This window comes from Cellulophaga baltica (assembly GCF_900102165.1).
Lineage (GTDB): Bacteria > Bacteroidota > Bacteroidia > Flavobacteriales > Flavobacteriaceae > Cellulophaga > Cellulophaga baltica.
In genome coordinates this window covers 83581-105788 of the sequence record NZ_FNBD01000013.1, presented here as the reverse complement: position 1 = coordinate 105788, position 22208 = coordinate 83581, and the positions used below count along the sequence as shown (strand labels likewise).

Sequence of the window (22208 nt, the reverse complement as noted above, 5' to 3'; positions counted from 1 at the left end):
CCATATCAGAATCGTTTCCGCTTGGTGCTATATAACCATCCGTTGTTTGCGCTTCTACGTTATCTGGAATACCGTCATTATCAGCATCGATATCTCTAAAATCAGGATTTGTATCTGTATCTGTGTTTTTTGGTGTTAAGCCTTCTCCTGACCCAGGAGTATTTTCATAATGATCATCCAATCCGTTGCCATCACTATCAATACCACATACTGGCGTATAACTTGATGGTGTTTGAGCTTCTACATTGTCAAGAATACCATCGTTATCAGAATCTATATCTCTATAGTCTGGAACTTTATCGCCGTCTGTATCTACTGGAGTTAAACCTGAACCTGAATAATTTTCATAATGATCATCTAAACCATTCCCATTTGCATCTAAAAGACATGGTTTGATATAATTTGAAGAATTCTGCGCTTCTACATTATCTAAGATGCCATCATTATCAGAATCAATATCTAAATAATCTGGTACACCGTCACCATCTGTATCAATTGGAGTTAAACCTTGTTTAGGACAATGCTCATAAGCATCATCTAAACCGTTCATGTCTTTATCTACTCCTATTGCAGGAATAAAACCAGTAGTAGTTTGTGCTTCTACGTTATCTAAAATTCCGTCGTTATCAGAATCAACATCTAAATAATCTGGGACACCGTCACCATCAGTATCTCTAGAGCCGTAAGGGCTATAACCCTCTACCGTATCAAGGATACCATCATTATCATCATCAATGTCTTTTGAATCAGGAATCTTATCTCCATCAGAATCCACAAAATAAACTGCGAAATCTAAGCCTCTACTATAACCACTAAATGAAGTTAAAGCAGTAAACGCTAAAAGTATAAGAAAAAATTTATAGGAAAATTTCTGTACTGTCCTAAAAATATTCGTTAAAGTAAAAATATCCATATGAGTTAGTTTATAGTTGAACTAATCACCATGGCATTTAGGTTAGCAAATTTTAGTAAGAAGATGGGGTCTTCTGGTCTTTAGAATTATGACGCAAGATATAGCTTATAAATATAATTGATAAACCACAACTTCCGCTAAGTCCTTTAAATCTTTAAAAGGCAAATATACTCGATGTAATGCATAAACCTAAATAAATTGAACTGATTTAGATACGGATTAACGATAAATATAGACGTCGGGTAATTTCTTACAATTGTAGGAATTATACCGTTTATCGATGATTTTAACAATTTTAAATACTGATAATCAGTATTTTACAAAAATAAATAATCTTAAAAAAAAGCAAAAGTTTTTTAATTATTTATAAAAAGAACCGTCAATGAATTTTATCCTATTTTTGCAAAAACATTGAATATGAGTTTTGAAAAGGAAATTCAAAGAAGAAGAACATTTGGTATCATTTCGCATCCAGATGCAGGAAAAACCACATTAACAGAGAAATTACTTTTATTTGGTGGAGCCATTCAAGAAGCTGGCGCTGTAAAAAACAATAAAATAAAGAAAGGAGCTACGAGTGATTTCATGGAAATTGAAAGACAACGTGGTATATCTGTTGCTACTTCTGTTTTAGCCTTTATATATAAGGACAAAAAAATAAATATTCTGGATACTCCTGGGCACAAAGATTTTGCAGAAGACACATTTAGAACCCTAACCGCTGTAGATAGCGTTATTGTTGTTATCGATGTTGCAAAAGGTGTGGAGGAGCAAACAGAAAAACTTGTAGAAGTATGTAGAATGCGTAACATTCCCATGATTGTGTTCATTAACAAAATGGACCGAGAAGGTAAAGATGCGTTTGATTTATTGGATGAAGTAGAGCAAAAATTAGGTTTAAAGGTTACTCCTCTAAGCTTCCCTATTGGTATGGGATATGATTTCAAAGGAATCTATAATATATACGAAAAGAACATCAATTTATTTAGTGGTGATAGTAAGAAAAATATTGAAGATGTTATTGCTTTTGACAATATAGATAATCCAGAGTTAGAGAATACTATTGGAACAAAAGCAGCAACAGATTTAAGAGAGAATTTAGAATTAGTTCATGGTGTTTATCCTGAATTTGACCGCGAGGCTTATCTAGAAGGGAATTTACAACCTGTATTTTTCGGATCTGCTTTGAATAATTTTGGCGTTAGAGAGCTTTTAGATTGCTTTGTAGACATTGCTCCTACTCCAAGACCGAAAATGGCAGAAGAACGCTTAGTAAAAGCCAATGAAAAAGGATTTACTGGTTTTGTCTTTAAAATTCACGCCAACATGGACCCTAAGCACAGAGACCGATTGGCTTTTATTAAAATTGTCTCAGGTACGTTTGAACGAAACACCCCTTACCTTCATGTACGCCATAACAAGAAATTAAAATTTTCTAGTCCCAATGCGTTCTTTGCTGAAAAAAAAGAGATTGTAGATATCTCCTACCCAGGTGATATTGTAGGTCTTCATGATACCGGAAACTTTAAGATTGGCGATACACTTACCGAAGGAGAAGAGTTACACTACAAAGGAATCCCGAGTTTCTCACCGGAACATTTTAGATATATCAACAATGCTGATCCTTTAAAATCAAAACAATTATTTAAAGGAATAGATCAATTAATGGACGAAGGTGTTGCACAGTTATTTACGCTAGAATTAAATGGGCGTAAAATAATTGGTACTGTTGGAGCTCTTCAATATGAAGTTATCCAATACCGTCTAGAACATGAATACGGTGCCAAATGTACCTATGAGAACTTCCCCGTATATAAGGCTTGTTGGTTAGCACCTAAGGATCCTAAGAATGATGAATTCAAAGAATTTAAGCGTGTAAAGCAGAAATTTCTAGCAAAAGATAAAAGAGGACAATTAGTATTTCTTGCCGATTCTCAATTCTCATTGCAGATGACACAACAAAAATACCCAAGTGTGGTTCTGAAATTTACTTCTGAATTTGAATAAAAAAACTATTAAATAAAAAAATCCCGTGATTTACATCACGGGATTTTTTGTTTTTATGCTTCTCCAGTTGGTCCAAAATTAATTGGAATTGAAGGCTGCTCGTAATCTTTAATAGTTCCATGAGCGCTTTCAAACCTTTTAACATTATCATTCAATGCTTTAAGGAACTTTTTAGCATGCTGAGGAGTAAGAACAATTCTACTCTTCACTTTTGCTTTAGGTGCTCCCGGCATCATACTAATAAAATCAACTACAAATTCTGAGACAGAGTGGTTAATGATTGCTAAATTGGAATAAATTCCTTCAGCTGTTTTTTCATCTAACTCTATATTAATTTGCTTTTGGTTTTGATCACTCATAAATAGACTATTACTTTTAGAATTTAAATTCTTCTTTACGAGCCATTATCTCATCATACTCTTCTTTAGATCCTACGATAATACTATCATAATCTCTCATACCTGTTCCTGCAGGAATCTTATGACCTACAATAACATTCTCTTTCAATCCTTCTAAATCATCAACCTTACCAGCTACTGCTGCTTCATTTAATACTTTAGTCGTCTCTTGGAAAGAAGCTGCTGATATAAATGATTTCGTCTGAAGTGAAGCACGAGTAATACCTTGAAGTATTGGCGTTGCTGTTGCAGCAATTGCATCTCTAGCTTCAACTAAAGCTTTATCATTTCTTCTCAATACAGAGTTTTCATCTCTTAATTGGCGTGCTGTAATAATTTGACCCGCTTTTAAGTTTTCAGAATCTCCTGTCTCAACTACCACTTTTTTACCAAACATTCCATCATTTTCTGTAATGAAATCATCCTTATGAGCTAATTGGTTTTCTAAGAAGATAGTATCTCCTGGATCCTGAATTCTAACTTTACGCATCATTTGACGTACAACTACCTCAAAATGCTTATCATTAATCTTCACCCCTTGTAAACGATATACTTCTTGCACTTCGTTTACCAAGTACTGCTGCACAGCAGATGGGCCTTTAATTTTTAATATATCTTCTGGAGTTATAGAACCATCAGAAAGCGGCATACCAGCACGAACATAATCGTTCTCTTGTACTAATATCTGATTAGAAAGTTTTACTAAGTACTTTTTAACCTCACCTAATTTAGACTCTATAATAATCTCACGGTTACCTCTTTTAATTTTACCAAAAGAAACAACACCATCAATTTCCGAAACAACAGCTGGATTAGAAGGGTTACGAGCTTCAAACAACTCAGTAACTCTTGGAAGACCACCCGTAATATCCCCAGATTTTGCAGATTTACGTGGTATTTTAACTAAGATCTTACCTTCCGTAACATCTTCGCCGTTATCTACCATAATGTGTGAACCAACCGGTAGGTTGTATGAACGTAACACTTCATCCTTATTGTTTTTAATAAGTAATGTTGGTATTAATTTCTTGTTTCTAGATTCAGAAATTACTTTCTCTTGGAAACCAGTTTGCTCATCAATTTCTACTTGGTACGTTACCCCTTGGTCAATATTCTCGTAAGCAATCTTACCAGGGAATTCTGTAACAATAACACCGTTATATGGATCCCATTGACAAATTACATCATCTTTAGCAACCTTAGCGCCGTTTTTGATAAACAATTGGGAACCGTAAGGAATGTTATTTGTACTTAAAGTAATACCTGTTTTAGCATCTACTACTTTAATTTCAGAAGTTCTTGATATTACGATCTCTGCATCTTTACCTTCACCATCTTTAGCCGTTACAGTTCTTAAATCTTCAATTTCAGCAATACCACCAAATTTAGCAGAAAGCTTATTATCTTCAGAAATGTTACCCGCAATACCACCCACGTGGAAGGTACGTAATGTTAACTGTGTACCCGGTTCACCAATAGATTGTGCCGCAACTACACCTACAGCCTCACCTCTTTGTACCATTTTATTGGTAGAAAGGTTTCTTCCGTAACATTTACCACAAATACCTTTTGATGCCTCACATGTTAATGCTGAACGTACTTCAATTTTATCAACTGGAGACGCTTCAACCAATCTTACATCAACTTCTAATATTTCTTGACCAGCTCTAAGAATTAACTCTTCCGTTAAAGGATTGTATACATCATGTAAAGAAACTCTACCTAAAATACGCTCTCCTAAAGATTCTACAATCTCTTCGTTTTTCTTTAAAGCTTCTACTTCAATACCTCTTAATGTACCACAGTCTTCTGTGTTGATAATTACATCTTGTGAAACATCAACCAAACGACGTGTTAAGTACCCTGCATCTGCAGTTTTTAATGCCGTATCCGCAAGTCCTTTACGCGCACCGTGAGTAGAAATAAAGTATTCAAGAATTGAAAGACCTTCTTTAAAGTTAGAAAGAATCGGGTTTTCAATAATTTCACCACCACCTGCTGTAGATTTCTTAGGTTTCGCCATCAATCCACGCATACCAGTTAACTGACGGATTTGTTCTTTAGAACCCCTCGCACCAGAATCAAGCATCATATACACCGAGTTGAAACCTTGTTGATCTTCACGAATACGTTTCATAGCCAACTCAGTTAACTGAGCATTTGTTGATGTCCAAACATCAATAACTTGGTTATAACGTTCGTTATTAGTAATAAGACCCATGTTATAGTTGGCCATAATACCATCAACTTGTCCGTTAGCATCAGCAATCATTTCATGCTTTTCAGGTGGGATAATAATATCTCCTAAACTGAATGAAAGACCACCTTTGAAAGCGAACTCATACCCCATTGTTTTAATCTTATCCAAGAAATCTGCAGTAGTAGGTACATCTGTAGCCTCTAAAATACCACCAATAATATCTCTTAAAGATTTTTTATTTAATACATCATTGATATATCCCGCTTTTTCTGGCACCATTCTATTAAATAGCACTCTACCTACGGTAGTTGGGATAATTTGATATACTAACTCTCCTGCTTCGTTAAAGTGTTTTGCTCTAACTTTAACACCTGCATTTAAGTCTACCATTCCTTCGTTATGAGCAATAACTACCTCTTCCGCAGAATAGAAAGTTAATCCTTCACCTTTAACAGGTACTTCCGGAGTAGATTTACGCTCTTTGGTCATATAATACAGACCCAAGACCATATCCTGAGATGGTACCGTAATTGGAGAACCATTTGCAGGGTTTAATATGTTATGCGAAGCCAACATTAATAATTGACATTCCAAAATTGCTTCTGGGCCTAATGGTAAGTGAACTGCCATTTGATCCCCATCAAAATCCGCATTAAATGCAGTACATACTAATGGGTGTAAACGGATAGCTTTACCTTCAATTAATTTAGGTTGAAACGCTTGGATACCTAAACGGTGTAATGTAGGAGCCCTGTTTAATAATACTGGGTGACCTTTCAATACATTTTCCAAGATGTCCCAAACTACAGGCTCTTTTTTATCTATAATTTTCTTAGCAGACTTAACTGTTTTCACAATACCTCTTTCAATCAACTTACGGATTACAAAAGGTTTGTAAAGTTCTGCAGCCATATCTTTTGGAAGACCACATTCAAAAAGTCTTAATTCTGGTCCTACAACAATTACTGAACGCGCTGAATAATCTACACGCTTACCCAATAAGTTTTGACGGAAACGACCTTGCTTACCTTTTAATGAATCTGAAAGCGACTTTAAAGGTCTGTTAGATTCTGTTTTAACGGCAGAAGCTTTTCTTGTGTTATCGAATAAAGAATCTACAGATTCTTGAAGCATACGCTTCTCATTTCTAAGAATAACTTCTGGAGCTTTAATCTCTACCAATCTTTTTAAACGATTGTTACGGATAATAACTCTTCTGTAAAGGTCATTTAAATCTGACGTTGCAAAACGACCACCATCTAAAGGAACAAGAGGACGTAATTCTGGTGGAATAACTGGGATTACTTTCATAATCATCCACTCCGGTCTGTTCTCTCTATTCTCTTGAGACTCTCTTAAAGACTCAACAACCTGAAGTCTTTTTAAAGCCTCCGTTTTACGTTGTTTAGAGGTTTCTGTATTTGCTTTATGTCTTAACTCATAAGAAAGCACATCTAAATCGATACGTGCTAAAATATCTATTAAACACTCAGCACCCATTTTAGCGATAAACTTGTTAGGGTCAGAATCTTCTAAATATTGATTTTCTACTGGAACTGATTCCAATATATTTAAATACTCTTCTTCGGTTAAGAAATCCATTTTATTGATTTCTTCCCCTTCAGGACCTTTTGCAATACCTGCTTGAATTACAACATAACGCTCATAATAGATGATCATGTCTAATTTCTTAGAAGGCAATCCTAATAAGTATCCAATTTTATTTGGTAAAGAACGGAAGTACCAAATATGAGCCACAGGAACCACTAAGTTAATGTGACCTACACGATCTCTACGTACTTTCTTTTCGGTAACTTCTACCCCACAACGATCACAAACGATACCACGGTAACGAATTCTCTTATACTTACCACAAGCACATTCATAATCTTTAACTGGGCCAAATATACGCTCACAAAAAAGACCGTCACGCTCAGGTTTGTGCGTTCTATAGTTTATTGTTTCAGGCTTTAAAACTTCTCCTCTTGACTCTGCCAGAATAGATTCTGGTGATGCCAATCCTATTGAAATTTTATCGAACCTTTTTATTGTGTTATTATCTCTTTGTCTAGCCATAACAATATGGTGATGATAAATTAAAATTGTTTTACTAAATAGTGTCTCTCAAAAACCTATTCTTACTACTCTTCCAGTCTAATATCTAAACCTAATCCCTTAAGTTCATGCATTAATACGTTGAAAGATTCTGGTAAACCAGGTTCTGGCATTGTCTCTCCTTTTACGATAGCTTCATACGTCTTAGCTCTACCAACAACATCATCAGATTTCACTGTCAATATTTCTCGTAAAGTTGCAGATGCACCATATGCTTCAAGTGCCCATACTTCCATCTCTCCAAAACGCTGACCACCAAATTGTGCTTTACCACCTAATGGTTGCTGTGTAATTAATGAGTACGGTCCTATAGAACGTGCATGCATCTTATCATCTACCATGTGACCTAATTTCAGCATGTATATAACACCTACCGTAGCTGGTTGATCAAAACGTTGACCAGTACCACCATCATAAAGGTACGTATGTCCAAATCTTGGAATACCAGCTTCATCTGTATATTCATTGATTTGATCAAGGCTAGCTCCATCAAAAATTGGTGTTGCATATTTCTTCCCTAACTTAAGACCTGCCCATCCAAGAACAGTTTCATAAATCTGACCAATGTTCATACGAGAAGGTACCCCTAATGGGTTCAACACGATATCTACTGGTGTACCATCTGCTAAGAAAGGCATATCTTCATGACGTACAATTCTAGAAACAATACCCTTGTTTCCGTGACGACCCGCCATTTTATCACCAACTTTTAATTTACGTTTTTTAGCAACATAAACTTTAGCTAATTTCATAATACCTGCTGGTAATTCATCACCTACAGAAATCGTAAACTTATCTCTTCTTAGGTTACCTTGAAGGTCATTAAGTTTAATCTTATAGTTATGTAATAAATCCGTAACTAGGTTATTATTATCTTTATCTGTCGTCCAACTTCCACCCACTAAGTGAGCAAAATCATCAACAGCATTAAGCATTTTCATGGTATATTTCTTTCCTTTTGGAAGTACTTCTTCACCAAGGTCATTTAATACCCCTTGAGAAGTTTTACCATTTACTAGGTTAAATAATTTCTCAACTAAAATATCTTTTAATTGTTGGAATTTAACTTCGTATTCTAATTCTAATTTAGAAATAGCTTCTTTGTCTTCAGAACGTTTTCTCTTATCTTTTATAGAACGAGAGAATAATTTCTTATCAATTACAACACCTCTTAATGATGGAGAAGCTTTTAAAGATGCATCTTTTACATCACCAGCTTTATCACCAAAAATAGCCCGAAGTAATTTTTCTTCTGGAGTAGGATCAGATTCTCCTTTTGGAGTAATTTTACCAATTAGAATATCGCCAGGTTTTACTTCAGCACCAATTCTAATCATACCATTTTCATCTAAGTCTTTAGTAGCCTCTTCAGAAACGTTAGGTATGTCATTAGTTAATTCTTCTGCACCTAATTTAGTATCTCTAACTTCTAAAGAATACTCATCTACGTGAATAGATGTAAAGATATCTTCACGAACTACTTTTTCAGAAATTACAATAGCATCCTCAAAGTTATACCCTTTCCAAGGCATAAAGGCTACCTTTAGGTTTCTACCTAAAGCTAACTCACCATTTTCAGTTGCATACCCCTCACAAAGTACTTGACCTTTTTTAACTTTATCACCTTTTCTTACGATAGGTTTTAAGTTAATACTAGTACCTTGGTTTGTTTTTCTAAACTTAACAAGCTCATATGTCTTAGAATCATCTTCAAAACTTACTAAACGCTCTTCTTCAGTCCTATCATACTTAATAGTAATGATTTGAGAATCTACGTATTGAATAAGTCCGTCTCCCTCAGCATTTATTAATACTCTAGAATCAGAAGCTACTTGACGCTCTAATCCGGTACCAACAATTGGCGCTTGAGGTTTTAATAAAGGAACTGCTTGACGCATCATGTTTGATCCCATCAATGCTCTGTTCGCATCATCATGTTCCAAGAAAGGAATAAGGGATGCAGAAATAGAGGCAATTTGATTAGGAGCAACATCTGTATATTGAATTTCTGAAGGATCTACCACTGGGAAATCACCTTCTTCTCTTGCAATAACTTTTTCTGCCGTAATATTACCTTCAGCATCCATTGGAATGTTTGCTTGAGCAATCTTCATTCCTTCTTCTTCCTCTGCACTTAAGTACCCAAAGTTTTCAATATCAACTTTACCATTCTCAACTTTTCTATATGGCGTCTCCAAGAAGCCCATAGAGTTAACTTTAGAGAATACAGATAAAGAAGAAATCAAACCAATGTTTGGTCCTTCTGGTGTTTCAATAGGACAAAGTCTACCATAGTGCGTATAGTGAACATCACGTACTTCGAAACCTGCTCTTTCTCTTGATAAACCACCTGGTCCAAGAGCCGATAATCTTCTCTTGTGCGTAATCTCAGCTAATGGATTCGTTTGATCCATAAATTGAGACAACTGGTTGGTACCAAAGAAAGAATTAATTACTGAAGACAAGGTCTTAGCGTTAATTAAATCGATAGGAGTAAACACTTCGTTATCACGTACATTCATACGCTCACGAATTGTTCTAGCCATACGCGCTAAACCAACACCAAATTGTTGTGATAATTGTTCACCTACAGTTCTAACACGACGGTTAGATAAGTGATCAATATCATCAATTTCAGCTTTTGAGTTAATCAACTCAATTAAATACTTAATAATAGTTATGATATCTTCTTTAGTCAAGACTTGCTTGTCCATTCCAATATCTAAACCTAATTTTTTGTTCATTCTGTAACGACCAACTTCACCTAAATTGTAACGTTGATCAGAAAAGAATAATTTATCAATAATACCTCTTGCTGTTTCCTCATCTGGCGGCTCAGCATTACGTAATTGACGGTATATGTGTTCTACTGCCTCTTTTTCAGAATTCGTAGGATCTTTTTGTAATGTGTTATGTATAATACCATAATCAGATTGTGCGGCACTTTCTTTGTGTAAAAGAACAGTTTTCACATCAGCATCTACAATTTGCTCAATATGTTCTTTTTCTAAGATAGTATCACGATCTAATACAATTTCATTTCTTTCAATAGACACTACTTCGCCAGTATCTTCATCTACGAAATCTTCATGCCAAGTATTTAATACTCTAGCCGCTAATTTACGACCTAGCACTTTTTTAAGTCCTGCTACAGAAACTTTTACTTCCTCAGAAAGGTCAAAAATCTCTAAGATATCCTTATCACTTTCAAAACCAATAGCTCTAAATAGTGTAGTAACAGGTAATTTTTTCTTTCTATCAATGTAAGCGTACATAACGCCATTGATATCAGTTGCAAATTCTATCCAAGAACCTTTAAAAGGTATAACTCTTGCAGAATATAGTTTTGTTCCATTTGCGTGGAATGATTGTCCAAAGAATACACCTGGCGATCTATGTAATTGAGATACAACAACACGCTCAGCACCATTTATAACGAAGGTACCACTTGGTGTCATGTAAGGGATAGTCCCTAAATATACATCCTGAACAATAGTTTCGAAATCCTCATGTTCCGGATCAGTACAATATAATTTTAATCTTGCTTTTAGCGGAACGCTATGGGTAAGACCACGCTCTATACATTCTTGTATAGAATAACGAGGAGGATCAATAAAATAATCAAGAAACTCTAATACGAACTGATTTCTAGTATCTGTAATAGGAAAATTCTCTTGAAATGTATTATATAGTCCTTCATCTCCCCTTTCGTCAGATTTAGTTTCTAGTTGAAAAAAATCTTGAAACGACTTAACCTGAATGTCCAAGAAATCCGGATAGCTCGGAATGTTCTTAGCGGATGCGAAATTTATTCTTTCAGTCTGATTTGTAATCATCAATGGACAAAATTTTGATTATGAATACTTATTCTATAATTGCATGTAGCTCAAGGCTACATACATAAATAGGTTTAGGTCTAGACACGAAAGTGAATAGACCTAAACCAAAAATATTATGGTTGCTTCTACTATTTAAGCTCAACTTCTGCTCCAGCTTCTTCTAATGACTTTTGAATTCCTTCAGCTTCATCTTTAGAGATACCTTCTTTAATAGCTTTTGGTGCGCTATCAACGATATCTTTAGCTTCTTTTAAACCTAAACCAGTTAATTCTTTAACCAATTTAACAACTGCTAACTTAGAAGCACCAGCTGCTTTTAAGATAACATCAAATTCAGTTTTTTCTTCAGCAGCAGCAGCATCTCCACCACCTCCAGCAGCAACTGCAACAGCAGCAGCAGCAGGCTCGATACCGTACTCATCTTTTAATATATTAGCTAATTCATTAACTTCTTTTACTGTTAAGTTAACTAATTGTTCTGCGAAATCTTTTAAATCTGCCATTTTTCTATCGTTTAATAAATTTTTAAAATATAATTGTTTTTAGTGCGTACGTGTTATTTCTCTGATAAAGTTTTAAGGATACCAGCAATTTTACCACCACCAGACTTAAGACCAGAAATAACATTCTTAGCCGGAGACTGAAGTAATGATATGATATCACCAATAACTTCTTCTTTAGATTTGATATTAACTAAAGCTTCTAATTGATCATCACCAATATAAACTGCTTCTTCTACAAAAGCACCCTTTAATAATGGCTTATCTTTAGTTTTAGCTCTAAAAGCTTTTATCAACTTTGCAGGACCGTTACCCGTTTCTGCAAACATTAAAGAAGTACTACCTTTAAGAACATCGGTAAGATCTCCGAAGTCTTTATCAGAAGCGTTCATTGCTTTCTCAAGCAATGTATTTTTAACAACAGCTAATTTAATATTTGCTTTAAAACAAGCTCTTCTTAAATCTGAAGTTGTTACTGCGTCTAAACCAGATATATCTGCCAAGTATACTGTACTTGCATTACCTAATTGTGCAGTTAAATCTTCTATTACGTTTAATTTTTCTTCTCTTGTCATCTTAATACGAATTAAACTGATTTAGTATCTAATTGCAAACTAGGACTCATAGTACTAGACATGAAAATACTCTTAATATAAACACCCTTAGAGGCAGTTGGTTTCAACTTATTTAAAGTATCAATAAGTTCTTTTGCATTCTCGTGGATTTTATCCGCAGAAAATGAAACTTTTCCAATTGCAGCATGAACGATACCAGTTTTATCAACTTTAAAGTCAATTTTACCAGCTTTAACTTCAGCTACAGCCTTAGCTACATCCATAGTTACCGTTCCTGTTTTAGGGTTAGGCATTAAACCTCTAGGACCTAATACTCTACCTAAGGGACCTAATTTACCCATAACGCTTGGCATAGTGATGATAACATCAACATCTGTCCAACCGCCTTTGATTTTATCTAGATACTCATCTAAACCTACAAAGTCAGCACCAGCTTCTTTAGCTTCCGCTTCTTTATCTGGAGTTACTAAAGCAAGAACTTTTACATCCTTACCAGTACCGTGAGGTAAAGTAACGACACCACGTACCATTTGATTAGCTTTTCTAGGATCAACTCCTAAACGAACAGCGATTTCAACAGACGCATCAAATTTTGCCTTTGTGATTTCTTTTACTAAAGCTGACCCTTCAGATAGTGAATAAATTTTATTCTTATCAATCTTAGAAAGCGCTTCTTTTTGATTTTTTGTTAATTTTGCCATTATTTTGCTTTTAAGATATTAAAAAGGTCTTGTTCCTGAAACCTTTAAACCCATAGATCTTGCAGTTCCAGCAACCATACTCATCGCTGATTCAACTGTAAATGCATTAAGATCTACCATCTTATCTTCAGCGATAGTCTTAATTTGATCCCAAGATACGTTTCCGTTTTTAACTCGGTTAGGTTCACCTGATCCTTTTTTAATCTTAGCCGCTTCCATAAGCTGAACTGCCGCCGGCGGTGTCTTTACAACGAAGTCAAACGACTTATCCTTGTATACGGTGATAGCAACAGGTAAAACTTTACCTTGTTTGTCCTGCGTACGTGCATTAAATTGCTTACAGAACTCCATGATGTTAACACCGGCAGCACCTAAAGCGGGTCCAACCGGTGGCGACGGATTCGCTGCACCTCCCCTAACTTGTAGTTTAACTACTTTACTAATTTCTTTTGCCATTGTCTTAAATTAAATTAAATTGTGTCAATTGGAAGCAACACAATTTTTATGTAACAGTTCTAAATTTATACTTTTTCAACTTGCATATAACTTAGCTCTAATGGAGTTTTTCTTCCGAAAATCTTCACCATAACTTCTAGCTTACGCTTCTCTTCATTAACCTTCTCAACAGTTCCGTTAAACCCATTAAAAGGACCATCAATAACTTTAACCGTTTCTCCCATTACATATGGAATAGCAACATTATCTGTTGTAACCGTTAACTCATCAACTTTACCTAACATTCTATTTACTTCAGTTTTTCTCAATGGAACAGGATCCCCTCCTTTAGTTTCCCCTAAAAAACCGATTACATTAGTTATAGAACGTATAATATGCGCAACTTCACCTCCTAGGTTAGCTTTTACCATAATGTACCCAGGAAAGTAAACTCTTTCTTTATTTACTTTCTTCCCATTACGGATTTGAATTACCTTTTCAGTAGGTACTAAAACCTCATCTAAGTAATCACCAAAACCCAAACGAGCTACCTCTGATTCGATGTAACCCTTAATCTTGTTTTCCTGACCACTTACAGCCCTAACTACATACCACTTCTTATCCAATACTTCTGACATAGGTGTTTTCTTAATTTATTAATTTATCAAAATAAATTTGAATCAATTCACTAAAAAGACTATCTACACCCCAAGTTGCCAAAGCAAACAAAATAGAAAAAACAGCAACAATTACCATCAAATTTGAAGCCTCAGCTTTTGAAGGTAATGTTATATTGGTTCTAAGTTCTTCTACGGATTCCTTGATATATGTTAACATGCTGCGAAAGATTTACTTTTATAATTCTATAGGTCCTAACCAATTTCTCGCTTAATAACCTTTCTTTAATCGCACGGGAGGAGAGACTCGAACTCCCGACACCTGGTTTTGGAGACCAGTGCTCTACCAACTGAGCTACACCCGTATATATTTACATCGAAAGGTATCCGTTAGTAACGGACACCCTTGATGAAAATACTTTTCTATATACTATACTGTAATGAATTAATCAGTAATCTCAGTTACCTGACCTGCACCTACAGTTCTACCACCTTCACGGATAGCGAAACGTAAACCAACACTCAAGGCAATTGGAGATAATAATTCAACATTAATAGTAAGGTTATCACCTGGCATAACCATTTCAACACCTTCAGGAAGATTAATTGTTCCTGTAACATCAGTTGTTCTTACGTAGAACTGAGGACGGTAGTTATTATGGAATGGTGTGTGACGACCACCTTCTTCTTTTTTAAGAACGTAAACCTCAGCCTTAAATTTAGCGTGTGGCTTAACAGAACCCGGCTTACAGATTACCATACCTCTTTTGATTTGAGATTTTTCAATACCTCTCAACAAAAGACCTACGTTATCTCCAGCTTCACCTCTATCTAATATCTTACGGAACATCTCTACTCCAGTTACTGTAGAATTTAACTTCTCAGCACCCATACCAATAATCTCAACAGGATCACCAGTGTTAGCTACTCCAGTTTCAATACGACCAGTAGCAACAGTACCACGACCAGTAATCGTAAACACATCTTCAACTGGCATTAAGAAATCTTTTTCAACATCTCTCTTTGGCAATTCAATCCAAGAATCAACAGCATCCATTAAAGACATAACTGTATCAACCCATTTTTGCTCACCATTTAAAGCTCCTAAAGCAGAACCTGCTATAACAGGACCATTATCACCATCATACTCATAGAAAGAAAGTAATTCTCTAACTTCCATTTCAACAAGCTCTAATAATTCCTCATCATCAACCATATCCACTTTATTCATGAATACAACCATTCTAGGAATACCAACCTGGCGACCTAAAAGGATATGCTCACGTGTTTGTGGCATTGGACCATCTGTAGCAGCAACAACAAGAATAGCACCATCCATCTGAGCAGCACCAGTTACCATGTTCTTTACGTAATCCGCGTGACCTGGACAGTCAACGTGAGCATAGTGACGGTTAGCTGTAGAATATTCTACGTGAGATGTATTAATAGTAATTCCTCTTTCTTTTTCTTCTGGTGCATTATCAATTGAGTCGAAACTTCTCATTTCAGACAATCCTGCGTTTGCTAAAACTGTTGTAATAGCGGCAGTCAATGTAGTTTTACCGTGATCTACGTGTCCAATAGTACCGATATTTAAGTGCGGTTTAGAACGATCAAATGTTGCCTTAGCCATGTTTATTGAATTTTAATCTTAGTTTATATTAGTGTACAATTTATGTCTTGTTTGAGCCAATGATGAGATTTGAACTCATGACCTCTTCCTTACCAAGGAAACGCTCTACCCCTGAGCTACACCGGCCTATCTGAGTTCATAATCCAAATACTAAAAAGAAGATTAAAACCCAAAAAAAACAACCTTTTAAACTCAAGGTTTTATTAGAGCGAGAGACCGGGTTCGAACCGGCGACATTCAGCTTGGAAGGCTGACGCTCTACCAACTGAGCTACTCTCGCAATTATTTTGCTAATCTCACAGATTAACAATATTTCAACATTTCAAATTTAAGAACAATTTTTTCAAATTACCCTTAATACCTTTAAAAAAAATTCTTTAAAGTGGGGAGAGCAGGATTCGAACCTGCGAAGACGTAGTCAGCAGATTTACAGTCTGCCCTCGTTGGCCGCTTGAGTATCTCCCCAAACCATTATTTTAAAGAACTTAAGAGCCGATAGAGGGACTCGAACCCACGACCTGCTGATTACAAATCAGCTGCTCTAGCCAGCTGAGCTACATCGGCTTTTTATTACTTTTTTTGGCTTAAAAAAAGCCCGCTTTTCTAACGGACTGCAAATGTAGATATATTTTTAGTTATTCAAAATATTTTTCAAGAAAATTTTCATTTTTTTTTCATTTTTTTTCACCCCCCCTTATCAAGAGCCCTCACAACAACACACAAGCCACATTAAACACCTCCTCCAAAGACCCACACTTCCCAATTACAATAAATTCATTTTTAGGCAGATACAATTTAATCCATATAATTTAATTCTATCTAAAGCTCACTTTTAACACTTTCAACTAGCTATTTGAATAAATTAAAAAATTATTACACCAATTAAATTTATTTCATCCACATTGAGAAAGAATTAATACAATTATACACGTATTAAACTTTTCCGTTTGCAAAAAATTGGTTTTGCCTCCTAAAAAAATAAGCAACCAAAAATTAAAAAAAGTGATGCCAAAATTAATTCTTATTCCTTGGGTGGGATCTTAAATGTACTTTTTTCAACTCCGCAATACTATTATGAGTATACACCTGGGTAGAAGCCAAACTAGCATGTCCTAACAATTCTTTGACAGAATTTAAATCCGCCCCCTTATTTAGCAAATGTGTTGCAAAGGTATGACGCAGTATATGCGGACTCTTCTTTACCTTACTTGACACTAAACTGAAATAATGATTTATAATCCTATAAACTAATGTTTCATAAATCTTACTTCCAGATTTTAATAGAAAAACAAAATCATCAGATTCATTTATTACTACCGCCTTTCTGCTATTAAAATACTCTTGAAACAACATTACCAAAGAATCTATCAAAGGAATGATACGTTCTTTATTTCTTTTCCCTAAAACTTTAATAGTCTTCTGCTGCAAATCAACATTGGAAAGCCGCATCATAACCAACTCTATACGCCTTATCCCCGTAGCATACAAAAGCTCAATAATTAATTTATCCCTTAGCCCTTCAAAATCATCCGAAAATGACAACGCATTTAACACCTGCTGCATTTCCGCTTCTGAAAACGGGATCTCGATTTTTTTAGCTGTTTTCAAGGCTTTATGTTTTGCCAATGGATTAACAGCAATAGTTTCGGTCTTTAACAAAAACTTGTAATACGCCTTTAGGGAAGAAATTTTTCTATTAATGGTACGGTTTGCAATTTTAGCATCAACCAAAGCTACAATCCAATTTCTAATAATTGCATAAGAGACATGATCAATAACCTCTTTAGGGCATTCCGCCTTACAAAACAAAGAAAATTCCGCAAGATCATTTTCATAAGCCTTTAAAGTATTCAAAGAATACTTTTTCTCAAGAGCTAGGTACGCAATAAATGCTGCTTCAGACATATCTCAAAATTACAAAAAGTTTAAGACACCTATGTTCTTAAAATAGGCAATAAAAAAAGCCTTGCAATAAATTGCAAGGCTTTACTATATTATAAACATAGAGCTATTAAATCTCTTCTTGATCTCTCAAGCCTTGAATATAATGCGCTTTCTGAATCTGCGCTCTACGTGCCACTGATGGCTTCGTAAACTGCTGACGCTTTCTTAATTGACGCATTGTTCCAGTTCTATCGAACTTACGCTTGAAACGCTTCAATGCTCTATCTATGTTTTCTCCTTCTTTTATCGGTATAATTAACATGGGCTACAACCTCCTCTCTTTAGTGATTAAGGCTGCAAATATATAAACTATTCTCTAACTAGCAACCCATCCTTAGAGAAATCCACAAAATTAAAACTATAATACTGAAAATCAACACTATAAAAACAATACTATTCTACCTTCGTAGTCTTATATTCCTTTTTATCTATAATAATCTTGGCTAAGATTTCTTTTAAGATCTCAGAAGTTCCTCCGCCAATTGGCCCTAATCGGCTATCACGAAGTAACCTCGCCAACGGATAATCTTCCATATAACCATAGCCTCCTAAAAACTGTAAACAGTCATAGATGACCACATCTGCCATTTTAGTAGACTTTAATTTAGAAATGGTAGCCTCTTTAACCACGTACTCTCCTTTATTTAACCTGTAAGCTACTAAATAATTATACTCACGGCACATTTCCATATCTGCCTGCAACTCTACAAAACGATGACGTAAGGCCTGATATTTATTAATAGATTTACCGAAGGCTTGTCTTTCTGACATGTATTGTAACGTGTAATCTAATGCATATTCTGCCCTAGCATGAGCATTTATCCCCATAACCAAACGCTCTAAAGCAAAGTGCTCCATAATATATGAAAAACCCTTTCCTTCTTCTCCCATTAAATTTGCTGCAGGAATAGTTACATTATCAAAAGCAATCTCTCCGGTGTCTGATGCACGCCAGCCTAATTTATTTAATTTTGTCGCCGTGATCCCTGATACTTTTTTATCCACTAAAAAAATACTTATTCCTTTGTTTCCTAACTCAGGACTAGTTTTTGCCGCAACAATCATATAATCACAGTAGACCCCGTTGGTTATAAATGTTTTTGACCCGTTGATAACATAGGTATCTCCTTTCTTCTCTGCCGTAGTTCGCATCCCCGCAACATCACTACCACCAAAGGGTTCTGAAATACACAAGCAACCTATTTTTTCCCCTAACACACTAGGCGTCAAATATTCTTTTTTTAATTGATCATCTGCTTCTTTATTTAAATGTGTCATGGCAAGATAAGCGTGTGCCCACATTGCAGCAGCGAAGCCTCCTGAATTAATTTTTTGAAGTTCTTCAAGAAGAATAACGGTATAAAACAAATCTAATTCTAAACCACCATCTTTTTCTGGTGTAGCTAGACCGAAATAGCCCATTTCACCAAACTTAGCCCAAATAAAACGTTCTATAGTACCCGTACTCTCCCATTTCTCAATATGAGGAACAACTTCTTTCTTTAAAAAATTTTTGAGACTTTCCCTAAACAACTGATGCTCTTCTGTGAAGTACATACTTTTCATCTATATATTTTTTTTGAAAATTAATTTTTAAGATGAAAATACCATTCATCTGACGGGCAAATAATGGTACTTTCCATAGCTTTTTTTTACAATTACAAATATAAAGATATTCTACTGATTTTTTCGGAAGGAAAACCCTCTATATTTTTTAATTCCTCAAAAGAATGAATACCCTTATTTTCTTCACGATATAAAACAATAGCCTTAGAAACTGCATAACTTAAATAAACTAATTGCGCCATTTCTGAGGCCGAAGCAGTATTAATATTGATCTTACTTATTTCTGGTGGAGCTAACACTTTAAACTTCTTTGTTATTCTTTGCACTACAGCAGGCTCTAAACCATAGACTTCTGACACTTGTACATCATCTACAAAACCTCCCAATCTATCTCTAAATTTTACAATGCGAGCAGAAAGCTTTTCACCCACTCCATTCACCTCTTGTAACTCGATCGCTGTAACTGTATTGATATCTTTTACCGTTATAGCCCCTGATGTAAGATTTCCTTCAAGATCACCCACCATTACCTTGATTGGATCCTTAGCTTTTTTAACCCAATCCGGAAATTTAAAATAAGGTGAAATTTTATTCAATAAAGAATCTGACACCATGGTTACCTGTTGAAAATCTTGAACAGAATTGATAAATTTATTTGCAGCCCTAAACTGATGTAACCGATCAATTTCTAAGACGGACATCCCTAAAGTGTATCCTTTATAATCTGTAATGTAATTAGGGTTGAAGGGATAAATAATAAGACGATCCTTTTGGTTTGCAGTTTCCTTAAGTGCATCTATTTGAGCTTGCGTGGCGTCATCAACCTTTAAAAGTTTTGCTGAATTACGACTTGCTACCCTAGAATATATCACATACCCCACTTGAAGTATGACAATAATGAGAAGTAAAAAGAAAATCCCACTTCGTTCTTGTTTTGAGAACTTGAAGTGGGATTTAAATGAATTCATAAGAATACTATTTAGTTATCTATAGCATCATACTTTAACTTAATAGCATCAAGATATCTTTTAAGTTGCTTTTTAACTACTGGGAAAAGGAAAAATAATCCTACCATATTAGGGAAAACCATTGCAAAAATCATTGCATCTGAGAATGCCCAAATAGACCCCATACTTGCAGCAGCACCAATTACTACAAATGTTAAGAATAAAAATTTATAGGTTAAATCTGCCGCTTTACCTCTACCGAATAAAAACTTCCAAGATTGTAGTCCGTAATAAGACCAAGAAATCATAGTAGAAACTGCAAACAATACTACTGCTATTGTTAAGAAAACATTAGAGTAAGGAATGTAAGCCGCAAAAGCTTTAGCGGTAATACCAGCTCCTTGAACAACATCTGCCCCTATCTGAACCGCACCACTACCATCTGTACTTACATCTAAACCATACTCAAAATATCCGCCAAAATTGAAGATAACAATTACTAAAGCCGTCATGGTACAAATTAACACGGTATCTATAAAAGGTTCTAGTAAAGCTACTAAACCTTCACTTGCTGAATATTTTGTTCTTACTGCAGAGTGAGCAATAGACGCAGAACCTGCACCTGCTTCATTAGAGAATGCTGCTCTTTTAAACCCGACTAACAAAACACCAATTACCCCACCAACACCAATGGCTTTTGGATTAAATGCTTCTGTAACGATTAAAGCAACCGCATCATCAATTAAATTGAAATTAGCAAAAATGATATACAAACAGGCAACTACATACATAATAGCCATAAAAGGAACTACTTTTTCCGTTACCTGCGCAATTCTCTTAATACCTCCGATAATGATAATACCTACTAATATTGCAAGCCCTAAACCAACAATAGCACCGGCCGCTGTACTCTGCCAGTTAAATAATTCTTTTAATACAATAGTTGCTTGGTTAGATTGCGCAGCGTTACCGCCACCAAAAGAACCTCCAATACAGAAAATAGCAAAAATTACCGCAGCAACTTTACCTAATTTTTGGAATCCTCTTTCCTTTAATCCTTTGCTCAAATAATACATAGGACCTCCGTAAACCGTTCCATCTTCTCCGACATCACGATACTGAACTCCCAATGTACATTCTACAAATTTTGTAGACATCCCTAAAAGACCGCAGACAATCATCCAAAATGTAGCCCCAGGACCACCTAACGCAATTGCCAATGCCACCCCGGCAATGTTACCATTACCTACAGTACCGGATACTGCGGTCGCAAGTGCCTGAAAGTGACTTACTTCTCCGTCTGAGCTTTCATCCCTGATGGTATCTATAATATCTCCGTTTACTGCTAAATCATCTTCTAAGCCTACTAAATGCTCTTCTATATCTACGTTAGATAAATCTTGACCTTGTGCAATACCGTCTTCACCGTATAATTCTTTTGCACCATGCTTTTCAATATCTTCATACTTACCTCTTACCGTATTAATTGCTTTTCCAAAAAACCTAACATTAGGAAATCCAAAATAGATTGTAAAAAACAAAGCACTTGCTACTAATAAAACTAAAACAAAAGGAATATCTGGGTCTTGCCAAACATTGAAGAAAATTACTGCAGAAAAGAAATCGGAAATAGGCTTAAATGCTTCATCAATTTTTTCATCTAATCCTTTTTCCACTACCTCTTGAGAAAAGGTAAAAATAGGCGCCATTAATGCAAACAGCGTAAGAAGTCTATACTTCATAATATGTAAATTTGTTTTATAATTAGTCTAGTCGTCAGCAATATCTTAAAAAAAAACAACGCAATCAAGGAATATT

Annotated in this window: 16 protein-coding genes, 5 tRNA genes and 1 pseudogene; 1 reads left to right on the top strand and 21 read right to left on the bottom strand. The window is 35.3% G+C overall.

The window, feature by feature from the left end; genetic code table 11:
• Positions 1 to 913: pseudogene (locus BLQ19_RS18090) on the bottom strand (hypothetical protein); the annotation flags it as partial.
• 417 nt (positions 914 to 1330) lie between these two features.
• On the opposite strand from BLQ19_RS18090, the gene BLQ19_RS18085 reads away from it, so the two are divergent.
• On the top strand, positions 1331 to 2920 hold the full coding sequence (locus BLQ19_RS18085) for a peptide chain release factor 3 (protein WP_024481553.1): 1590 nt from the start codon (positions 1331 to 1333) through the stop codon (positions 2918 to 2920).
• Positions 2921 to 2973: 53 nt separating this feature from the next.
• Here BLQ19_RS18085 and BLQ19_RS18080 read toward each other — a convergent pair whose 3' ends face one another.
• The 20 genes from BLQ19_RS18080 to BLQ19_RS17985 form a co-directional block, all read right to left on the bottom strand.
• Positions 2974 to 3279, bottom strand: a complete 306-nt coding sequence (locus BLQ19_RS18080) for a DUF3467 domain-containing protein (protein WP_024481554.1) — start codon at positions 3277 to 3279, stop codon at positions 2974 to 2976.
• Between the two features lie 16 nt (positions 3280 to 3295).
• Positions 3296 to 7594: a DNA-directed RNA polymerase subunit beta' gene (gene rpoC, locus BLQ19_RS18075; RefSeq protein WP_029446956.1), complete on the bottom strand. Its 4299-nt coding sequence runs from the start codon at positions 7592 to 7594 to the stop codon at positions 3296 to 3298.
• 65 nt (positions 7595 to 7659) lie between these two features.
• Entirely contained in the window at positions 7660 to 11469 is a 3810-nt protein-coding gene (gene rpoB, locus BLQ19_RS18070) for a DNA-directed RNA polymerase subunit beta (protein WP_024481556.1), read from the bottom strand.
• A gap of 131 nt (positions 11470 to 11600) precedes the next feature.
• The gene (rplL, locus tag BLQ19_RS18065; RefSeq protein WP_024481557.1) at positions 11601 to 11975 is read right to left on the bottom strand and encodes a 50S ribosomal protein L7/L12; all 375 of its coding nucleotides are present in this window, start codon (positions 11973 to 11975) and stop codon (positions 11601 to 11603) included.
• Positions 11976 to 12028: 53 nt separating this feature from the next.
• The gene (rplJ, locus tag BLQ19_RS18060; protein WP_024481558.1) at positions 12029 to 12547 is read right to left on the bottom strand and encodes a 50S ribosomal protein L10; all 519 of its coding nucleotides are present in this window, start codon (positions 12545 to 12547) and stop codon (positions 12029 to 12031) included.
• Positions 12548 to 12558: 11 nt separating this feature from the next.
• Positions 12559 to 13248, bottom strand: a complete 690-nt coding sequence (rplA, locus tag BLQ19_RS18055; protein ID WP_024481559.1) for a 50S ribosomal protein L1 — start codon at positions 13246 to 13248, stop codon at positions 12559 to 12561.
• 18 nt (positions 13249 to 13266) lie between these two features.
• Complete coding sequence (gene rplK / locus BLQ19_RS18050) at positions 13267 to 13704, bottom strand: 50S ribosomal protein L11 (protein ID WP_024481560.1); 438 nt, start codon at positions 13702 to 13704, stop codon at positions 13267 to 13269.
• Positions 13705 to 13769: 65 nt separating this feature from the next.
• Positions 13770 to 14321, bottom strand: coding sequence for a transcription termination/antitermination protein NusG (gene nusG / locus BLQ19_RS18045; RefSeq protein ID WP_024481561.1), 552 nt, complete (start codon positions 14319 to 14321; stop codon positions 13770 to 13772).
• A gap of 10 nt (positions 14322 to 14331) precedes the next feature.
• Complete coding sequence (gene secE, locus BLQ19_RS18040) at positions 14332 to 14520, bottom strand: preprotein translocase subunit SecE (protein ID WP_024481562.1); 189 nt, start codon at positions 14518 to 14520, stop codon at positions 14332 to 14334.
• A 72-nt stretch (positions 14521 to 14592) separates the two neighbouring features.
• Positions 14593 to 14665 (bottom strand) — tRNA-Trp (locus BLQ19_RS18035).
• 80 nt (positions 14666 to 14745) lie between these two features.
• The gene (tuf, locus tag BLQ19_RS18030; RefSeq protein WP_024481563.1) at positions 14746 to 15933 is read right to left on the bottom strand and encodes an elongation factor Tu; all 1188 of its coding nucleotides are present in this window, start codon (positions 15931 to 15933) and stop codon (positions 14746 to 14748) included.
• Positions 15934 to 15987: 54 nt separating this feature from the next.
• Positions 15988 to 16059, bottom strand: a tRNA-Thr gene (locus BLQ19_RS18025).
• A gap of 81 nt (positions 16060 to 16140) precedes the next feature.
• Positions 16141 to 16213, bottom strand: a tRNA-Gly gene (locus BLQ19_RS18020).
• 103 nt (positions 16214 to 16316) lie between these two features.
• A tRNA-Tyr gene (locus BLQ19_RS18015) sits at positions 16317 to 16398 on the bottom strand.
• A 25-nt stretch (positions 16399 to 16423) separates the two neighbouring features.
• Positions 16424 to 16497 (bottom strand) — tRNA-Thr (locus BLQ19_RS18010).
• Between the two features lie 450 nt (positions 16498 to 16947).
• Positions 16948 to 17838: a tyrosine-type recombinase/integrase gene (locus BLQ19_RS18005; protein WP_024481564.1), complete on the bottom strand. Its 891-nt coding sequence runs from the start codon at positions 17836 to 17838 to the stop codon at positions 16948 to 16950.
• Between the two features lie 106 nt (positions 17839 to 17944).
• Complete coding sequence (gene rpsU / locus BLQ19_RS18000; protein ID WP_013551133.1) at positions 17945 to 18139, bottom strand: 30S ribosomal protein S21; 195 nt, start codon at positions 18137 to 18139, stop codon at positions 17945 to 17947.
• A 131-nt stretch (positions 18140 to 18270) separates the two neighbouring features.
• Positions 18271 to 19443 (bottom strand): acyl-CoA dehydrogenase family protein, encoded by a 1173-nt coding sequence (locus tag BLQ19_RS17995; protein ID WP_024481565.1) that lies wholly within the window; start codon positions 19441 to 19443, stop codon positions 18271 to 18273.
• A gap of 92 nt (positions 19444 to 19535) precedes the next feature.
• Positions 19536 to 20411 carry a ComEA family DNA-binding protein gene (locus BLQ19_RS17990; protein ID WP_074539259.1) on the bottom strand — a complete coding sequence of 292 codons (876 nt, stop codon included), beginning with the start codon at positions 20409 to 20411 and terminating at the stop codon, positions 19536 to 19538.
• A gap of 11 nt (positions 20412 to 20422) precedes the next feature.
• Positions 20423 to 22132: an alanine/glycine:cation symporter family protein gene (locus BLQ19_RS17985; protein WP_029446961.1), complete on the bottom strand. Its 1710-nt coding sequence runs from the start codon at positions 22130 to 22132 to the stop codon at positions 20423 to 20425.
• Positions 22133 to 22208 lie beyond the last annotated feature (76 nt).